The organism is Methylophaga thalassica MP (assembly GCF_000214595.1).
GTDB lineage: Bacteria > Pseudomonadota > Gammaproteobacteria > Nitrosococcales > Methylophagaceae > Methylophaga > Methylophaga thalassica.
This window is the reverse complement of the sequence record NZ_AFIG01000001.1, coordinates 595667-611195: the sequence shown is the minus strand read 5'-3', so window position 1 is coordinate 611195 and position 15529 is coordinate 595667. Positions and strand designations below refer to the sequence as shown.

14 protein-coding genes are annotated in these 15529 nt (G+C 47.0%); 6 read left to right on the top strand and 8 right to left on the bottom strand.

The window, feature by feature from the left end; translation table 11 throughout:
- Positions 1-3: 3 nt before the first annotated feature.
- Both glyS and glyQ read right to left on the bottom strand, forming a co-directional pair.
- A complete protein-coding gene (glyS, locus tag MAMP_RS02870) occupies positions 4-2085 on the bottom strand; it encodes a glycine--tRNA ligase subunit beta (protein ID WP_007144478.1) in 2082 nt (693 codons plus the stop codon).
- On the bottom strand, positions 2082-3020 hold the full coding sequence (gene glyQ, locus MAMP_RS02865) for a glycine--tRNA ligase subunit alpha (RefSeq protein ID WP_007144477.1): 939 nt from the start codon (positions 3018-3020) through the stop codon (positions 2082-2084). The genes glyS and glyQ overlap by 4 nt, the downstream gene beginning before the upstream one ends.
- 182 nt (positions 3021-3202) lie before the next feature.
- On the opposite strand from glyQ, the gene gshB reads away from it, so the two are divergent.
- The 3 genes from gshB to MAMP_RS02850 are packed head-to-tail and all read left to right on the top strand — an operon-like array spanning position 3203 to position 6227.
- Positions 3203-4150, top strand: a complete 948-nt coding sequence (gene gshB, locus MAMP_RS02860; RefSeq protein WP_007144476.1) for a glutathione synthase — start codon at positions 3203-3205, stop codon at positions 4148-4150.
- Complete coding sequence (locus MAMP_RS02855) at positions 4147-5202, top strand: FAD:protein FMN transferase (protein WP_007144475.1); 1056 nt, start codon at positions 4147-4149, stop codon at positions 5200-5202. The genes gshB and MAMP_RS02855 overlap by 4 nt, the downstream gene beginning before the upstream one ends.
- 2 nt (positions 5203-5204) lie before the next feature.
- The gene (locus tag MAMP_RS02850; protein ID WP_007144474.1) at positions 5205-6227 is read left to right on the top strand and encodes an energy transducer TonB; all 1023 of its coding nucleotides are present in this window, start codon (positions 5205-5207) and stop codon (positions 6225-6227) included.
- 34 nt (positions 6228-6261) lie between these two features.
- Here MAMP_RS02850 and MAMP_RS02845 read toward each other — a convergent pair whose 3' ends face one another.
- The 3 genes from MAMP_RS02845 to uvrA all read right to left on the bottom strand — a co-directional run bounded on the left by MAMP_RS02845 (position 6262) and on the right by uvrA (position 10290).
- Positions 6262-6696 (bottom strand): host attachment protein, encoded by a 435-nt coding sequence (locus MAMP_RS02845; protein WP_007144473.1) that lies wholly within the window; start codon positions 6694-6696, stop codon positions 6262-6264.
- A gap of 151 nt (positions 6697-6847) precedes the next feature.
- Positions 6848-7471 (bottom strand): CYTH domain-containing protein, encoded by a 624-nt coding sequence (locus MAMP_RS02840; RefSeq protein ID WP_007144472.1) that lies wholly within the window; start codon positions 7469-7471, stop codon positions 6848-6850.
- Positions 7468-10290 carry an excinuclease ABC subunit UvrA gene (gene uvrA / locus MAMP_RS02835; protein ID WP_040576347.1) on the bottom strand — a complete coding sequence of 941 codons (2823 nt, stop codon included), beginning with the start codon at positions 10288-10290 and terminating at the stop codon, positions 7468-7470. The genes MAMP_RS02840 and uvrA overlap by 4 nt, the downstream gene beginning before the upstream one ends.
- 74 nt (positions 10291-10364) lie before the next feature.
- On the opposite strand from uvrA, the gene MAMP_RS02830 reads away from it, so the two are divergent.
- Entirely contained in the window at positions 10365-11750 is a 1386-nt protein-coding gene (locus tag MAMP_RS02830; protein WP_040576151.1) for an MFS transporter, read from the top strand.
- Between the two features lie 12 nt (positions 11751-11762).
- Here MAMP_RS02830 and MAMP_RS16600 read toward each other — a convergent pair whose 3' ends face one another.
- Positions 11763-12059 carry an MFS transporter gene (locus MAMP_RS16600; RefSeq protein ID WP_406564504.1) on the bottom strand — a complete coding sequence of 99 codons (297 nt, stop codon included), beginning with the start codon at positions 12057-12059 and terminating at the stop codon, positions 11763-11765.
- Between the two features lie 22 nt (positions 12060-12081).
- Positions 12082-12906: an MFS transporter gene (locus tag MAMP_RS02825; protein ID WP_007144468.1), complete on the bottom strand. Its 825-nt coding sequence runs from the start codon at positions 12904-12906 to the stop codon at positions 12082-12084.
- Between the two features lie 74 nt (positions 12907-12980).
- Between MAMP_RS02825 and MAMP_RS02820 the strand changes: the two genes are divergently transcribed.
- Both MAMP_RS02820 and MAMP_RS02815 read left to right on the top strand, forming a co-directional pair.
- On the top strand, positions 12981-13730 hold the full coding sequence (locus tag MAMP_RS02820) for an IclR family transcriptional regulator (RefSeq protein ID WP_007144467.1): 750 nt from the start codon (positions 12981-12983) through the stop codon (positions 13728-13730).
- Positions 13731-13988: 258 nt separating this feature from the next.
- Positions 13989-14501: a single-stranded DNA-binding protein gene (locus MAMP_RS02815; protein WP_007144466.1), complete on the top strand. Its 513-nt coding sequence runs from the start codon at positions 13989-13991 to the stop codon at positions 14499-14501.
- A 70-nt stretch (positions 14502-14571) separates the two neighbouring features.
- On the opposite strand, the gene MAMP_RS02810 is transcribed toward MAMP_RS02815, so the two are convergent.
- Positions 14572-15489, bottom strand: a complete 918-nt coding sequence (locus MAMP_RS02810; RefSeq protein ID WP_007144465.1) for a histone deacetylase family protein — start codon at positions 15487-15489, stop codon at positions 14572-14574.
- Positions 15490-15529 lie beyond the last annotated feature (40 nt).

Genomic DNA, 15529 nt, shown 5'->3' with positions numbered 1-15529 from the left:
CTGTTACTCCTGCAAGCAGGAAATATCGGCAACGCCCAGAAATAGTGCCCGGGTTTGATTGAGTAAGGCTAAGCGATTGTTTCTTACTGCCTCGTCATCAGACATTACCATGACTTGCTCAAAAAAAGCATCGATGGTTTCACGCATGCCGGCGAGATAATTTAAAACACCCGCATAATCAGAAGCTGAATAAAGTGGTTTCAACGCGTGTTGTGCAGCCACAACCTGATCGGCCAATGCTTTTTCGGCAGGTTCGGCTAATAAGTTTGTATCAACACTCAAGCCTTCCTGCTCAGCCTCATTTTTACGTAAGATATTACCAATACGTTTATTACCGGCGGCCAGAGACTCAGCTTGTTCCAGTTTTCTAAATTCAGCCACCGCCTTCATTCTCTGCATAAAGTCCAGAGGTTGCGTTGGTGATACTGCCAGCACTGACTCGTATTCATCGGCTTTAGCGCCTTGATCGATAACATAACCACGCAAACGGTCGTAAAAATACTGCATTACCTGCGTTGTCACCTCATCTTCAGTCAGGATATCAACAAAGTTATTTGCCGCTTCTGTGACTAAACGAGACAGATCAAGCGATAACTTATTTTCGATAATAATCCGCAGCACGCCTAAAGCAGCACGTCGTAAAGCAAACGGGTCTTTCACACCTGAAGGTGGCTGACCAATACCAAATAATCCCACTATGGTATCCAGCTTTTCAGCCAGACTGACAGCAATACCGGTAGCCGTTTGAGGCAAATCATCACCGGCAAAGCGTGGACGATATTGCTCATCCAGCGCTTCAGCGACATCGGCATGCTCACCATCCAATTGCGCGTAATAACGGCCCATAATGCCCTGTAGCTCAGGGAATTCACCAACCATCTCTGTAACAAGATCACATTTGGCTAATAAAGCAGCACGCTCTGCTAATTGAGCCTCACTACCCATCTGCTGGGCAATACTGGCGGCTAAGGCTGCAACACGCTGAGACTTGTCATAAACCGTTCCAAGCTTATTCTGGAACACGATGGTTTTTAATTGTTCCTGACGTTGTGCCAGTGGCAATTTACGATCGGTTTCCCAGAAAAACGCGGCATCGCTCAAGCGCGGCAAAATGACACGTTCATTGCCAGCAATCACTTGTGCCGGATCCTGACTGGCGATATTACAGATGGTGATGAAATGCGGTAATAAATCACCGTTTTTCGCCCGTACAGCAAAATATTTCTGATGACCTTCCATTGATGAAATCAACGCTTCAGCGGGTAACTCCAGAAAACGCGGGGCAAAGTTACCTGCCAGAGCTACTGGCCATTCCACTAATCCCGTCACTTCATCGAGCAGATCCGGATTAATCACAGCATCACCACCGAGGCTGGCCGCCAGTTCATTCACTTGTCCATGAATCGCCTGTTTTCTGGCTTCATAGTCGACCATTACGTGACCTTCGCTTTCCAGTTGTGGCGCATAGGTCATCGGTGTACTGATTCGGATAGGCTGTGGATGGTGGAAACGGTGACCGACCGTGAAGCGGTCTGAATTCACCCCTAACAAATTGACGGGAACAACATCATCGCCGAGCAATACCACCAACCAATGCACAGGTCGGACAAACTCACCCGGCAAGTCTCCCCAACGCATACGCTTGGGAATCGGTAAAGCGTTGAGTGACTGTTGAATAATGTCTGGCAGCAAACTGGCGGTTTCAGCGCCTTTTTGTTGTTGTTTAAAAATTAGCCATGCGCCTTTATCCGTCTGCATGGTTTCTAAGTCATCGACATCCACGCCACAAGAGCGAGCAAAGCCTTGTAGCGCTTTGGTCGGGTTACCATCTTCGTCAAATGCCGCCGTCACAGCCGGTCCACGGCGTTCTACTGTTAAATCGTCTTGCTGGGTTTGTAACTTCGAAATCACCAAGGCCAAACGTCTTGGGGTCGCGTAGGCACGAATTACATCAAAGCTTAACTCAGCACTTTTTAGCCCCTGCTCGACACCCTGTTGAAACGCCTGACTTAATTTCAGCAATGCTTTTGGTGGTAATTCTTCTGTACCTAATTCGATAAGCAGATCCTGATATGCCTGACTCATGATTGCACCTCCTTATCTGCTGACTGAACCATTGGGAAACCTAATGACTCACGTCTGTCGTAATACGCCTGAGCAACGGCTCTGGCCAAAGTACGGACACGGAGGATAAATCGCTGTCTTTCTGTCACGGAAATGGCTTTTCTTGCATCTAGTAAATTAAATGTGTGTGACGCTTTGAGTACCAACTCATAGGCAGGCAGAGGTAAACCTGCTTCTATCATGCGCTGACTTTCGCGTTCACAGGTATCGAATGTGGTGAATAAACTTTCCACATCGGCATGTTCGAAGTTGTAGGTCGACATTTCGACTTCGTTTTGGTGGAACACGTCACCGTAGGTGACTTTCCCCATAGGACCATCGGCCCAGATTAAGTCATAGACACTGCTCACGCCTTGCAGGTACATAGCAATACGTTCCAGACCATAGGTAATTTCGCCGGTAACGGGGCGACATTCCAGTCCGCCAACCTGTTGGAAATAGGTGAACTGTGTAACTTCCATACCGTTCAACCAGACTTCCCAGCCTAGTCCCCAGGCACCTAGCGTGGGTGATTCCCAGTTGTCTTCGACAAAACGTACATCATGGATAGCGGTATCCAACCCCAGCATTTCCAGCGAACCTAAATACAGCTCCTGAATGTTGATAGGTGATGGTTTTAACACAACCTGAAACTGATAATAGTGCTGTAATCGGTTCGGGTTTTCACCATAACGGCCATCGGTCGGACGACGTGAAGGCTGAACATAAGCAGCACTCCATGGCTCCGGACCAATTGCGCGCAAAAATGTGGCTGGATGGAATGTCCCCGCACCCACTTCCATATCGTATGGTTGGAGAAGCACACAGCCCTGCTCAGCCCAGTACTGTTGCAGCCTGAGGATCAGTTCCTGAAAGGTTCTTGGCGTTTCCGCCTTCATCACCGCTGTCTTAGTCATTAGCTCGATTTCACAATCCAAAGTCAAAACATACGGGATTATAGCGAATACCGAGCTGACTGTAGAGGTCGACAACAGATAAATCTGTTAGCACAAAGCCTAAGCACATATTTTCCTCGTCACTCCATCGCCGCCATTCAGGTACAATTCACCCCCTGAGTCAGGTAATCATGAGAGTGACTATGCAACGAACCATTGGCATCGTTATGGATCCGATCGATCGGATTAATACCAAAAAAGACAGCAGTCTCGCGATGATGCTGGCTGCGCAGCAGCGTGACTGGCAGATTTTGTATATGGAACAGCAAGATCTTTTTCTGTCAGAGGGCAAGGTGTTTGCTGAAATGCGCAGTCTTTGTGTGTTCGATGATCCAGAGCACTGGTTTGAACTGGGTGAAAAAGTCACCCGTCCTATCACCGATGTAGATGCGATTCTGATGCGCAAAGATCCGCCGTTTGATATGGAATATATCTACAGCACTTACTTGCTGGAACAAGCACAGGCTGCTGGCGTACTTATCATCAATGATCCGCAAAGCCTGCGTGATGCGAATGAAAAACTGTTTACCGCCTGGTTCCCACAATGCTGTCCTCCGACCTTGGTAACACGCCAAAAACATCTGATAAAAGCCTTCCAGCAAACACATGGCGATATTATCCTTAAGCCGCTTGATGGCATGGGTGGCGCGTCTATATTCCGCATCAATCAAGGCGATCCCAATTTCTCAGTTATCGTCGAAACGCTCTCAGAACATGGGCGACGTTCGGTGATGGCGCAAAAGTATTTGCCGGCTATCAAAGACGGCGACAAACGCATTTTGCTTATTAACGGTGAGCCCGTGCCTTACGCACTGGCCCGCATCCCAGCTGAAGGTGAAACTCGTGGCAACCTTGCTGCAGGAGGACGCGCTGAAGGCAGGCCATTGACCGACAGGGATCGTTGGATCTGCGAGCAGGTCGGCCCCAAACTCCGCGAAAAAGGCTTAATTTTTGTCGGGCTCGACGTGATTGGTGATTATCTGACCGAAATAAATGTCACTAGTCCGACCTGTATCCGTGAACTTGATCGACAATTTGGCATCAATATTGGTGCCGATCTTATGACTGCAATAGACAAACTTCTACCATGAAACTGATACCCCTTTTATTTATCTTAACGACCTTATTACTCACAGCTTGCGGCGAACAGGAAGAAGCTGCTCGCCAGGCAAAATTTTACGCCTTCGGCACTGAAATTGATGTCAGCCTTTACGGTGTGGATGCTGACACTGCCGAGAAAACAGTGACCGATCTGGAAGACTCCTTCGATAACATTAATGAAACCTGGCATGCATGGAAACCCAGCACCTTAACCCGTATCAATAAAGCAATTGCAAACGGCGAACCAGTCGAAATCAAACCAGAAGTGGCCACAGTTATTGAAGAGGCAGCGACCTATGCCAAGGAAAGTCATAACCTGTTTAATCCGGCTGCCGGTAAATTATTTGAACTTTGGGGTTACCATCGTGATGACTGGTTTGAGTCACGTCCACCACCAGCTCAAGATAAAATCGATGCCTGGTTAAAAGCGGCCCCCACCATGGACGATATCCATATTAAGGATAATATTCTGACCAGTGATAATTCGATGGTAAAACTGGGCTTCGGTGGTTTTGCCAAAGGCACTGCGGTTGATGCCGCCATTGATGCCCTGAGAAAACAAGGCGTGAATAATGCCATTATCAATATTGGGGGTGATTTACGCGCTATCGGTAAACACGGCAACCGCCCCTGGGTCATTGGTATCCGCCATCCAAGAAAAGAAGCTGCCATGATCGCCTCTGTAGCCGTATCCGGTGACGAAAGTGTATTTACTTCCGGTGACTATGAACGTTTCTTTACCTATGAGGGCAAACGCTACCCTCATATTCTGGATCCAAGAACCGGTTACCCCGCACGCGATAATATTTCTGCGACAGTGATTCACCAGCAAGCCGCCCGTGCTGATGCCGCAGCGACAGCATTAATTGTGGCCGGTAAAGACTGGCCGGAAATTGCCGCCTCAATGGGTATTAAGGAAGTGATGATTGTTCGTGCCGATGGTCAAGTTGAAATGACCCCGTCCATGCAGAAAAAAATTCATTTTACTGACAAATCAACTCAACCGATTTTACGTGAAATAGGCTCAACAACGACTCCATAGCTATGGCAACCAGCGCATCATCAGATCGACTCATTTTTACTCTGCTGTTTTCAGTCATCCTGCATCTGGTGATTGTGCTGGGTGTGAGCTTTGATGTGTTTTCTAAGCCCACCAACGCACCAGCGAACAATCTTGATATCACGCTGGTGAAACAACAAGACAAAATCAAGCCAGAAGAAGCGGACTTTCTGGCTCAGGCAAATAATGAAGGCGGGGGGGAACTTGATACGCCTACCCCAGTGCCTACAAAAGACATACTTGTACCGCTAACTGAAGACCAACCTTCGGCACCACCGCCAGTGCAAAAAACAGAAACGGTTACCGAGACGGAAACCGTCGCCGTACAACCACCAGCACCAGAACCAACACCGCCAGAGCCAAAGGTGGTCGAGCCGAAACCTGAGGTGCAAAAACCCAAACCTCAGCCCAAGGCAAAGCCTGTGCCGAAACCAGAGAAGCCAGTGAAAAAGCTCACTCAGGAAAAAGCGGAACGCAAGGTAGAAAAAACAGAGACAGCGGAAATCGCTGCTGAAACTGAGGCAGAACCTGAAGAAGTGGCTAAGCCCGAAATTTCTGCCCGTGATTTGATGATGCAGGCCAGAAGTGAAATAAGTGAGCTTCAGGAAAAACTCGATAAAAGCACCAAGGCCTTAAGTGAAAGGCCTAAAAAGCGACGCATTTCAGCCTCGACCAAAGAGTTTGCTGCCGCCGCCTATATGAAAGCCTGGGAAATGAAAGTCGAGCGCATCGGTAATATGAACTACCCTCAGGAAGCCAGGCAAAAAGGCCTGAGTGGCAGTCTGATGCTATCTGTAGATATTAATCCGGATGGCAGTGTACCGGCGGGTGGCATCGTCGTATCACGTTCATCAGGACATAAAGTTTTGGATGATGCTGCCGTCAAAATCGTGCGACTGGGTGCGCCTTATGCCGCCATTCCCAAAGATGTGCTGAAAAATAACGATATGCTGACCGTGATTCGTACCTGGAAGTTTGAAACCGGTCGCGGTTTATCAACAAGATAAAAAAAGCCGGTAACGATCGCTACCGGCTTGAATTTTAGTGAAATAAATACTGGCGAATTTCTTGTTCGCTTTTATTGATAAAGTTTTTATTGATGGTTTGACTGATATATTTCTGTGTCACTTCACCCATTTGCTGCTTGAGTGCCCCCAGAAAACTGGGTGGGGAAATCAAAACCAGGTCGTTGACATCACCGGTTCGGCGAGCGCTTTCCAGACGTTCACTTAGGTCATGGGCAAACATCTGCATTTCGTGCTTTTTAGGTTCTGTTCTGGATTCCATGGCGTGACGCCCTCCAGCACCATAACTATCAAAACCCCGTCCAGGCTCATCAGATACTAAATCCTGATTATGTGCCCGACTGGCAGTGTTGACCATGTCATCGATTTCCTTGAGTGGACTAGTCCGACTCTCTACAGAAAAAATCCGAGCACGACTGCTCTCGGCGACAACGATCCACTTTTTCTTCATAGTCGATTCTCCTTCTCGCTTGGGGAAACAAGCAACACAGAGCAATAAGCGGGAAATCACCCTGCATCATCATTAACTTGATAGAAGCAATGGTTCGACTATAACAGACAAGATCGCCTTTGTCTGTTACTTAACATTTCTAAACAATTCTTTACTTATCAGTACCTTGCGACAAGCCATATCCCAGACCCGCTTTACTGATATTGCTGTATTCAAGCGGGAGAGCGGCCTTGAGCTGATCGGCTAATTTTTGGCAAATGTCTATTTGCCCCTGCTTTAATTCCAACTCGATTTCATGAATCGGCGTTTGTTTATCACCCGCTCTGACTTCGCCCCGGTCATAAGCCAGTTCAACCACGGTGTCAGCCTCTAACCTCAACAACCAAACATCACGTTCAAACTCTGTGGTGAATACTGGCTGGATAGCATTCCATATCTGCTCCTGCTCCAGTAATGGCGCAATAGCGGTTTCAGCCAGACGCTCAATATCAAATTCCGGAGCCGCTAATTCATGCTCCCACTCTTGACGTTCATGCAAACCAGAACTAGCTTTTCCACTGCATTTCACCGTTTGCAGCCACTGTTCACCGATTTGACGCAATCTCAGACCCACACCAAATTTCATCAAGGCTTTATCAGCCGTATCAAAATAGGTGCTCAATAAATGCTGCTGATACACATCTTGGATCAAACGTTTTTTGAGCCAGTCTATTTCATGTAACAGAAGAGACTCAGCCTGGGTGACCTGAAGTTTTATTTCTTGTTCTAGACTCATAAGCTCAGTAAGGGTTTTAAATATTTACCGGTGTAAGAAGACGGATGTTCCGCCACCTCTTCTGGGGTACCGACAGCCAGCACTTCACCGCCACGCGCACCGCCCTCAGGTCCCATATCAATAATCCAGTCTGCGGTTTTGATGACATCCAGATTATGCTCAATCACCACAATGGTATTGCCGCGGTCTCTCAGGCTATGCAGGACTTTCAGTAGCTGTTCAATATCGAAAAAGTGTAAGCCAGTGGTTGGTTCATCCAATACATACAGCGTTTTACCGGTATCACGTTTGGATAACTCTTTGGCTAATTTGACACGCTGCGCCTCACCGCCGGACAAGGTGGTCGCATTTTGTCCCAGTTTGATATATGTCAGGCCAACATCAATCAGTGTCTGTAACTTTTTGGCGACGACCGGGATGTTTTCGAAAAAGACGTTGGCTTCTTCGATGGTCATATCCAGCACTTCGGTAATCGTTTTGCCTTTGTAACGAATATCCAATGTTTCGCGGTTATAGCGCTCGCCTTTACACACATCACATGGCACATAAATATCAGGCAGGAAGTGCATCTCCACTTTAATCAGACCATCGCCCTGACACGCTTCACAACGGCCACCTTTAACATTAAAACTAAAGCGACCAGGACCATAACCACGTGAACGTGCCTCTGGTGTGCCAGCGAATAACTCACGAATCGGGGTAAATAATCCGGTATAAGTGGCCGGGTTTGAACGAGGCGTACGGCCAATCGGACTTTGGTTAATCGCCACCACTTTATCAAGCTGCTCTAAGCCAATAATTTCAGAATGCGGTGCGGGTTCTTCAGAGTTACCGTTTAAATTTTTGGCGGTCAGTTTTAATAAGGTTTCATTGATCAGCGTTGATTTACCCGAGCCAGACACACCGGTAACACAGGTCATCAGACCAATCGGCACATCAATATCCACATTTTTCAGATTATTGCCACAGGCACCTCTTAAACCAATCACACGACCCGCATGAGGTTGTTGACGTTTCGCCGGCACCTCAATTTTTCTGCGTCCTGACAGATACTGCCCGGTCAGTGACTCTTCACTTTTCATGATTTCTTCAGGCGTGCCCTGTGCCACAATTTGTCCACCGTGCACACCGGCGCCCGGACCAATATCCAGCACAAAATCTGCCATGCGGATCGCGTCTTCATCATGCTCGACCACGATGACTGTATTACCCAGATCGCGTAGTCGGGTTAAGGTTTCCAGCAGACGGTCATTATCGCGCTGATGCAGACCAATTGAAGGTTCATCCAAAATGTACATGACCCCCACCAGACCAGCACCAATCTGACTGGCTAAACGAATTCGCTGAGCTTCACCACCAGATAAAGTTTCTGCACTACGTGCCAGATTCAGATAATCAAGGCCGACATTGACCAAAAAGCTGAGACGCGCCGAAATTTCAGTGACAATTTTTTCTGCAATTTCACCGCGTTTACCCGGTAAGGTGAGTGTTTCAAAGAAAGTACTCACTTCGCCAATCGGCATCGCCGTAACTTCAGGTAATGTAATTTCATTGACAAATACATTACGCGAAGCCAACGTCAATCTCGCCCCATGACACTCTGGACAAGCCCGAATGGAATGGAACTTAGCCAGATCTTCACGAACGCTGTTTGATTCTGTTTCATGATAACGGCGCTGCATATTCGGAATGACACCCTCAAACGGATGTTTGCGGCTCACTGTCTTACCGCGGTCCCCCATGTAGTTGAAGGCGATCTGTGTTTTGCCGCTACCATACAGAATGACTTCACGCACATCATCGGACAATTCCTGAAAGGGTGTCTCCAGATCAAATTTATAATGTTCCGCCAGCGATAACATCAGTTGGTAGTAATAAGCATTACGACGGTCCCAGCCACGAATCGCTCCTGCCGCCAGACTTAATTCGGGATGAGTCACCACACGCACAGGATCAATAAACTGCTTCACACCCAAACCATCACAGGTCGGACAGGCACCAGCAGGATTGTTAAACGAGAACATGCGCGGCTCTAATTCGGAAATCGAATAACCACATTCTGGACAAGCAAAGCGTGCTGAGAACAAAGTCTCATCAGATTCATCATCCATTGATACCACTTTAGCAACGCCATCAGCCATAGCCAGCGCGGTTTCAAATGATTCTGCCAAACGTTGCTGAATATCCGCGCGTACTTTAAAACGATCTACTACGGCTTCAATCGTGTGTTTTTTGCGCAATTCTAATTCGGGCGGATCATCAAGCTCGATAACCTGACCATTTACTCGCGCACGAACGAAGCCTTTAATACGTAGCTCTTCCAGCACATCACGGTGCTCGCCTTTGCGGTCCTGAATCACCGGCGCAATCAACATCAAACGTTTACCTTCAGGCATCTCCAGCACCGCATCGACCATTTGACTGACCGTTTGCGCCGCCAATGGCTGATGATGAGTAGGACATCTTGGCTCGCCAGCACGAGCAAATAACAATCTCAAATAGTCATAAATCTCGGTAATGGTACCCACCGTTGAGCGCGGATTATGCGACGTGGATTTTTGCTCGATTGATATCGCAGGAGACAGGCCTTCAATATGATCCACATCCGGCTTTTCCATCATAGATAAGAACTGTCTGGCGTATGCTGACAAGGATTCTACATATCGACGCTGTCCTTCTGCGTATAATGTGTCGAAGGCAAGCGAGGATTTTCCCGAACCAGACAAGCCAGTGATAACAATCAGAGCATCTCTAGGCAGGTCCAGGTCAATATTTTTAAGATTATGGGTACGAGCCCCACGAATGCTTATATTTTTCATCCCGGGAACGCTTATATTTTTCATCAGGATTCCGTAGTAAAATCAAACGGATCAATATACTCTGTCCGACTACCATGACGCAAAAACAAACTACAACAAACTCATTGACCTCGCTGGAAAAGCGGAGCATTTCAGGGCTTTCGTTGATATTTGCCTTGAGAATGCTGGGCTTATTCATGATCTTGCCGGTTTTTTCGATATCGGCACATCAATACACGGGCAGTACCCCCATGCTCATCGGTATTGCGATTGGCGCATACGGACTGACTCAGGCGCTACTGCAAATTCCATTTGGCATGTTATCCGACAAGATTGGCCGTAAGCGCGTTATCACTATCGGCTTACTTTTATTTGCGGCCGGCAGTGTGATTGCTGCAATGGCACACTCTATTGAGATGGTTATTGTCGGACGCCTATTGCAGGGTAGTGGAGCCATCGCCGCCGCAATCATGGCTTTAACAGCAGACCTTACCCGCGATGAACAGCGTACCAAAGCGATGGCCAGTATCGGTATTAGTATCGGTCTATCATTCTCTGTCGCACTGGCAACCGGTCCTATTCTCGAACATTGGGTTGGTTTATCAGGTATTTTCTGGGCGACAGCGTTGCTCGCCATCGCCGGTATCGGTATTTTGCACTTATGGGTACCTACCCCTAAACGTTTGATGATGCATACCGATCTTGGACCTGTCCCCAAGCAATTTGGCAAAGTGTTTGGCAACAAACAAATCATGCGTTTAGTGCTGAGCATTATGTTGCTGCATTTACTGCTTACCACCAGCTTTTTCGCTTTACCTCATGCTTTACAGGATGTGGCTGGACTGGATAAAAGCCAGCATGCTATGGCTTATATGCCAGTGCTGCTTTTAGCTTTTTTCACAATGGTGCCATTTATCATCATCGCTGAAAAAAAACGCAAAATGAAACCCGTTTTCATCGGTGCCATTGCCGTGATAGGCCTGGCTGAGCTGGGTTGGGCATTTTTTGCTCACTCATTAACCGCGATCCTAATCTGTCTTTGGTTGTTTTTTTCTGCGTTCAATATTCTCGAGGCCAGCCTGCCATCGATGATGTCAAAGCTCAGTCCGTTGGAAAATAAAGGGACAGCGATGGGGGTTTACTCCAGTGCCCAATTTGTAGGTGCATTTATTGGTGGCGCTATGGGCGGTACGCTTTATGGCATCTTCGGTCTGGAAGGGATTTTTGTCGCCAGTGTCGTACTGGTCGTCATTTGGTTGTTACTGGTTTTCCCTATGCAGGCACCGAAACATTACAGCAGTAAGATCATTCATCTGAGTGAGGCGACCATGAATAATTCCACTGACTTCATTCAACAATTAACAGCCATCTACGGTGTAAAAGAAGCTGTCATGGTGCCGGAAGAGCAAGTGGCTTACGTCAAATATTCGCCCGATGAAATTAATATGGAAGAACTGGAAGCCTTTGCTTCACGGCATTAAGGAGTGCAAAAATCAGGCTCGAAATCGCAGCCCTCTCATTGCTATTAATGTGATGGCGGTGATAAATGCTAGAAAAGTTGTACAAAAATACAACGCCAAGTGGTCGTCAATCATTTCTGCCAACACTGATGACAGAAACTGACCTGAAAATATCGCCATGGATAAATAGGCTAATTGTGTATTCCTAATGCTGGAATCACTCAATTCTATAGTGATGTGATTTACCAACGGTATTGATAAACCAAATCCCATCCCCATAGCAATCGCCGCTAGAATAAGAGTGAACCAAGAATTGGTGAAGGCAAACAATATCTGGGCAATACCGTATAGACTATAAGCAGCAATCAGCGTCGACTTCCTGCAAACGTTCAACTACCTTTGGCATAAAAAAAGCGCCTATCACGGCCATAAATGAAATAAAAGCCAGATAAAATCCTGCTGTAGTCTCACTGACACCCGATTGATGCAGTTGTACAGGCAGGGTAATGGTGGTGATGAAAAAGATCAGCATGGATATCAAAGCCAGTGCTAACACCCAACGTTGCTCTCGGCTCACTCTTACTTCGGCAGTATCTGTTTGTGTTTTCTCAAGACCTGTCATCGCTGGCACATACAACACCACCATGACTAAGATGAGCCAGGCAATAGCGTAAAGATAAAATGGCCAGAACCATGCCTGTGCGGTTAACAGTCCGGCTAAAGCAAGAAAGATGACACCACCTACCTCTATCGACATGCCTTGTTTTGCGATCATCTGTAACCTTTCTTGCCCTTGATAAAAGTGGGCAATTAATGCGGTACCAGATGCCATAACCACCGCAGTGGCAGCGCCGAGTAATAGGCGGTCAACATGAATGAATAAGGAATCTTTGAACAAAAAACCTGCCATACCGATTAGCCCATAGAGAGCCAAACCGACACAAAGCGCGTTGTAAGCCCCGACTTTTTGCATCAATTTTCCTGCAGCTGGGCCAAACAGGATCACCCCTAGCGATGGCATGGTAATCAACCAGCCAGGATCAGAAGAAATTCCGAGCTGAGTAGCAATCAACGGTAAGCCTGGCAGCAGAATACATCCCACCATGATGGTAAGCGAGGATACTGCGAGTAATGTGATATCGGTTAACCGGTTTGCTTGTCTTGAGTTTTTATCCACTATACGGTCACTTTATTTCATATATCGGTGATAGTCATATGTTAGACTCCCTGTGTCAATAAATGGATAAAATCATGGTCGATCAAAGCAAACACAATCATAGTCAGGTTATTTCGCGTGCCGCCACGATACTCAAAGCATTACAACACTATCCACAAGGAATCAGCATCACAGCATTAGCCAAACGCGTTGAGTTACCACGATCTACTGTTCATCGTTTGGTGTCATCTTTAGAACAAGCGTCTTTGGTAATTCACACTCGTCAGGGTATACAACTTGGTGCGGCCTTATTACAGATGACGCATACTGCGCACACTGACTTCATCAGCGTCGCCAAACCCCACATCGATACATTGGCCAGACGAACAAGAGAAACCGTAGATGTCTGCGTGTTTCGGGGGCAATACTCCTTATCCATCGATCAAATAGCCAGTGATCAGGAACTTCGCGTCATGTCCCCGGTGGGGACAGCCTTCCCTGTTTACACATCGGCTCATGGCAAAGCGATACTGGCAACGCTCAGTAATGAAGAAGTCAAAACCGTCATTGGTGACAAATGGATACAGCGCACAGAGTCCAGCCACGTATCCTATGACACGCTCTTTCGTGACCTGGATTTGATTCGTAAAAATGGCTGGGCAGTTGATATTGAAGAACATGCTGAAGGTGTTTGCGCTGTAGGTGTCAGCATTCAATCCTCGCTTGCAGAGCGTTATGCTATTGCAGTCGCATTACCCGTAATTCGTTTCAACAAAAACATGACAGAAGTGACTTCAGCATTGCTACAGTGTCAAGCTGAAGTTGAAGAAGTACTCAAGCGCTAAAGCAGATTATCCTTATCTCTTCCAAACACCCCACCTAAGACAACGCATCACACTGGACCTTCTATTTTGATATTGGGAATGTGTGACTGAGATGATATTATCCCTGCTCATTAGCAATCCTTTTTCTGCCTGCAATAGTGTGGTTGATGGTAGAAACGCTTTTAACTATTTTTTTAACACTGAGACAGTCATTTGACTGATGTTCAGCAGCAACATCAGCACAGATTTGACGGTCCCCATTAAACCAAGGAACAAGCCATGTCAGTAAATAAGGTCATTCTGGTCGGACGACTCGGCGCAGAGCCTGAAAGCCGCGCCTTTCCAAACGGTGGTTCAATTTGTAATTTACGAATTGCCACATCAGAAAGCTGGAAAGACAGACAAACCGGTGAACGTCAGGAACGCACCGAATGGCACCGAGTCGTCTTACGAAACAAACTGGGGGAGATTGCTCAGCAATATCTGCACAAAGGCTCACAGGTTTATATCGAAGGTCGGATTCAAACGCGTAAATGGCAAAATCAGCAGGGACAAGACCAATACACGACGGAAATCGTGGGTAATGAAATGACCATGCTGGACAGTCGTGGTGCCGGCGGTGGTGCCAACCAGGGCGGTGGCAGTAATTACAGTGGTGGTGATACCTCGTTTGACCAACGTCCACAACAACAATCTGGCGGTTACAATGCACCACAACCTGCCTCATCATCTGCAGGCCCTGATTATGGTGGGGGCGGCGATGATTATTACGATGATGATATTCCGTTCTAGGAATCTCTGAAAGATCACAAAAAAGCTCTGTTTTACAGGGCTTTTTTATTATCTTAAAGTCAGATAGCACTCATAACAAAGCATCAATATGACTGGCCACACTGCGGCCTAATGCTGACATGACATAACCGCCTTCAAGCGTTGAAACTATCCGGCCCTGGGCAAATTTATCCGCTATTTTTTTCACTTCACTTGTCACCCAGGCAAAATCATCTTCCACTAAATCCAGATCCGACATATCGTCTTCCCGATGCCCATCGAATCCAGCTGAGATAAAAATCATTTCTGGTTGAAATGCTTCCAGCTCTGGTAGCCATTGTTCTTCAATAAGTTGGCGAAATTGCTCACCACTGGTGCCAGCAGGCAGACCAATATTGATCATATTGTCGTGTTTACCCGGTTCACCGGTATCAGGATAAAAAGGATGCTGAAAACTACTGCATAACAGTATCTGCTGATTGCCTCTAAAAATATCTTCTGTGCCATTACCATGGTGTGCATCAAAGTCGATAATGGCCACTCGCTGCAATCCATATTCAGCTATCGCATGAGCGACACCTACAGCGACGTTATTGAATATACAAAAGCCCATCGCCTTGTTATGTTCTGCGTGATGACCGGGCGGTCTGACACAACAAAAGGCCGTATTCGCGTCTTGGCTCATCACTAAATCAACCGCTTTTACTACAGCCCCGGCTCCACGCTGTGCCGCCGTTAATGACGCTGACACCATCAATGTATCGGCATCCAGCCAAACACGTTCATTCTCTTGCAACTTCTGAAAGATATCACTGACATAATCAGCATCATGAACACGAAATAATTGCTGTAAGGTGACCATCGGCGCGTCATAAAAATGCATAACCATTTCCAGGCCGCTGGCGATAAGACGATCGTGAATGGCAGCAAGTCTTTCTGCCGTGTCCGGGTGATATGATGTCGTTTCGTGCAGGGCACAGTCAGCATGAGAAATAAACGCGATAGTCATAACGACACCTTAAACAACCGTAATAAAGTTTTTGTAAGCT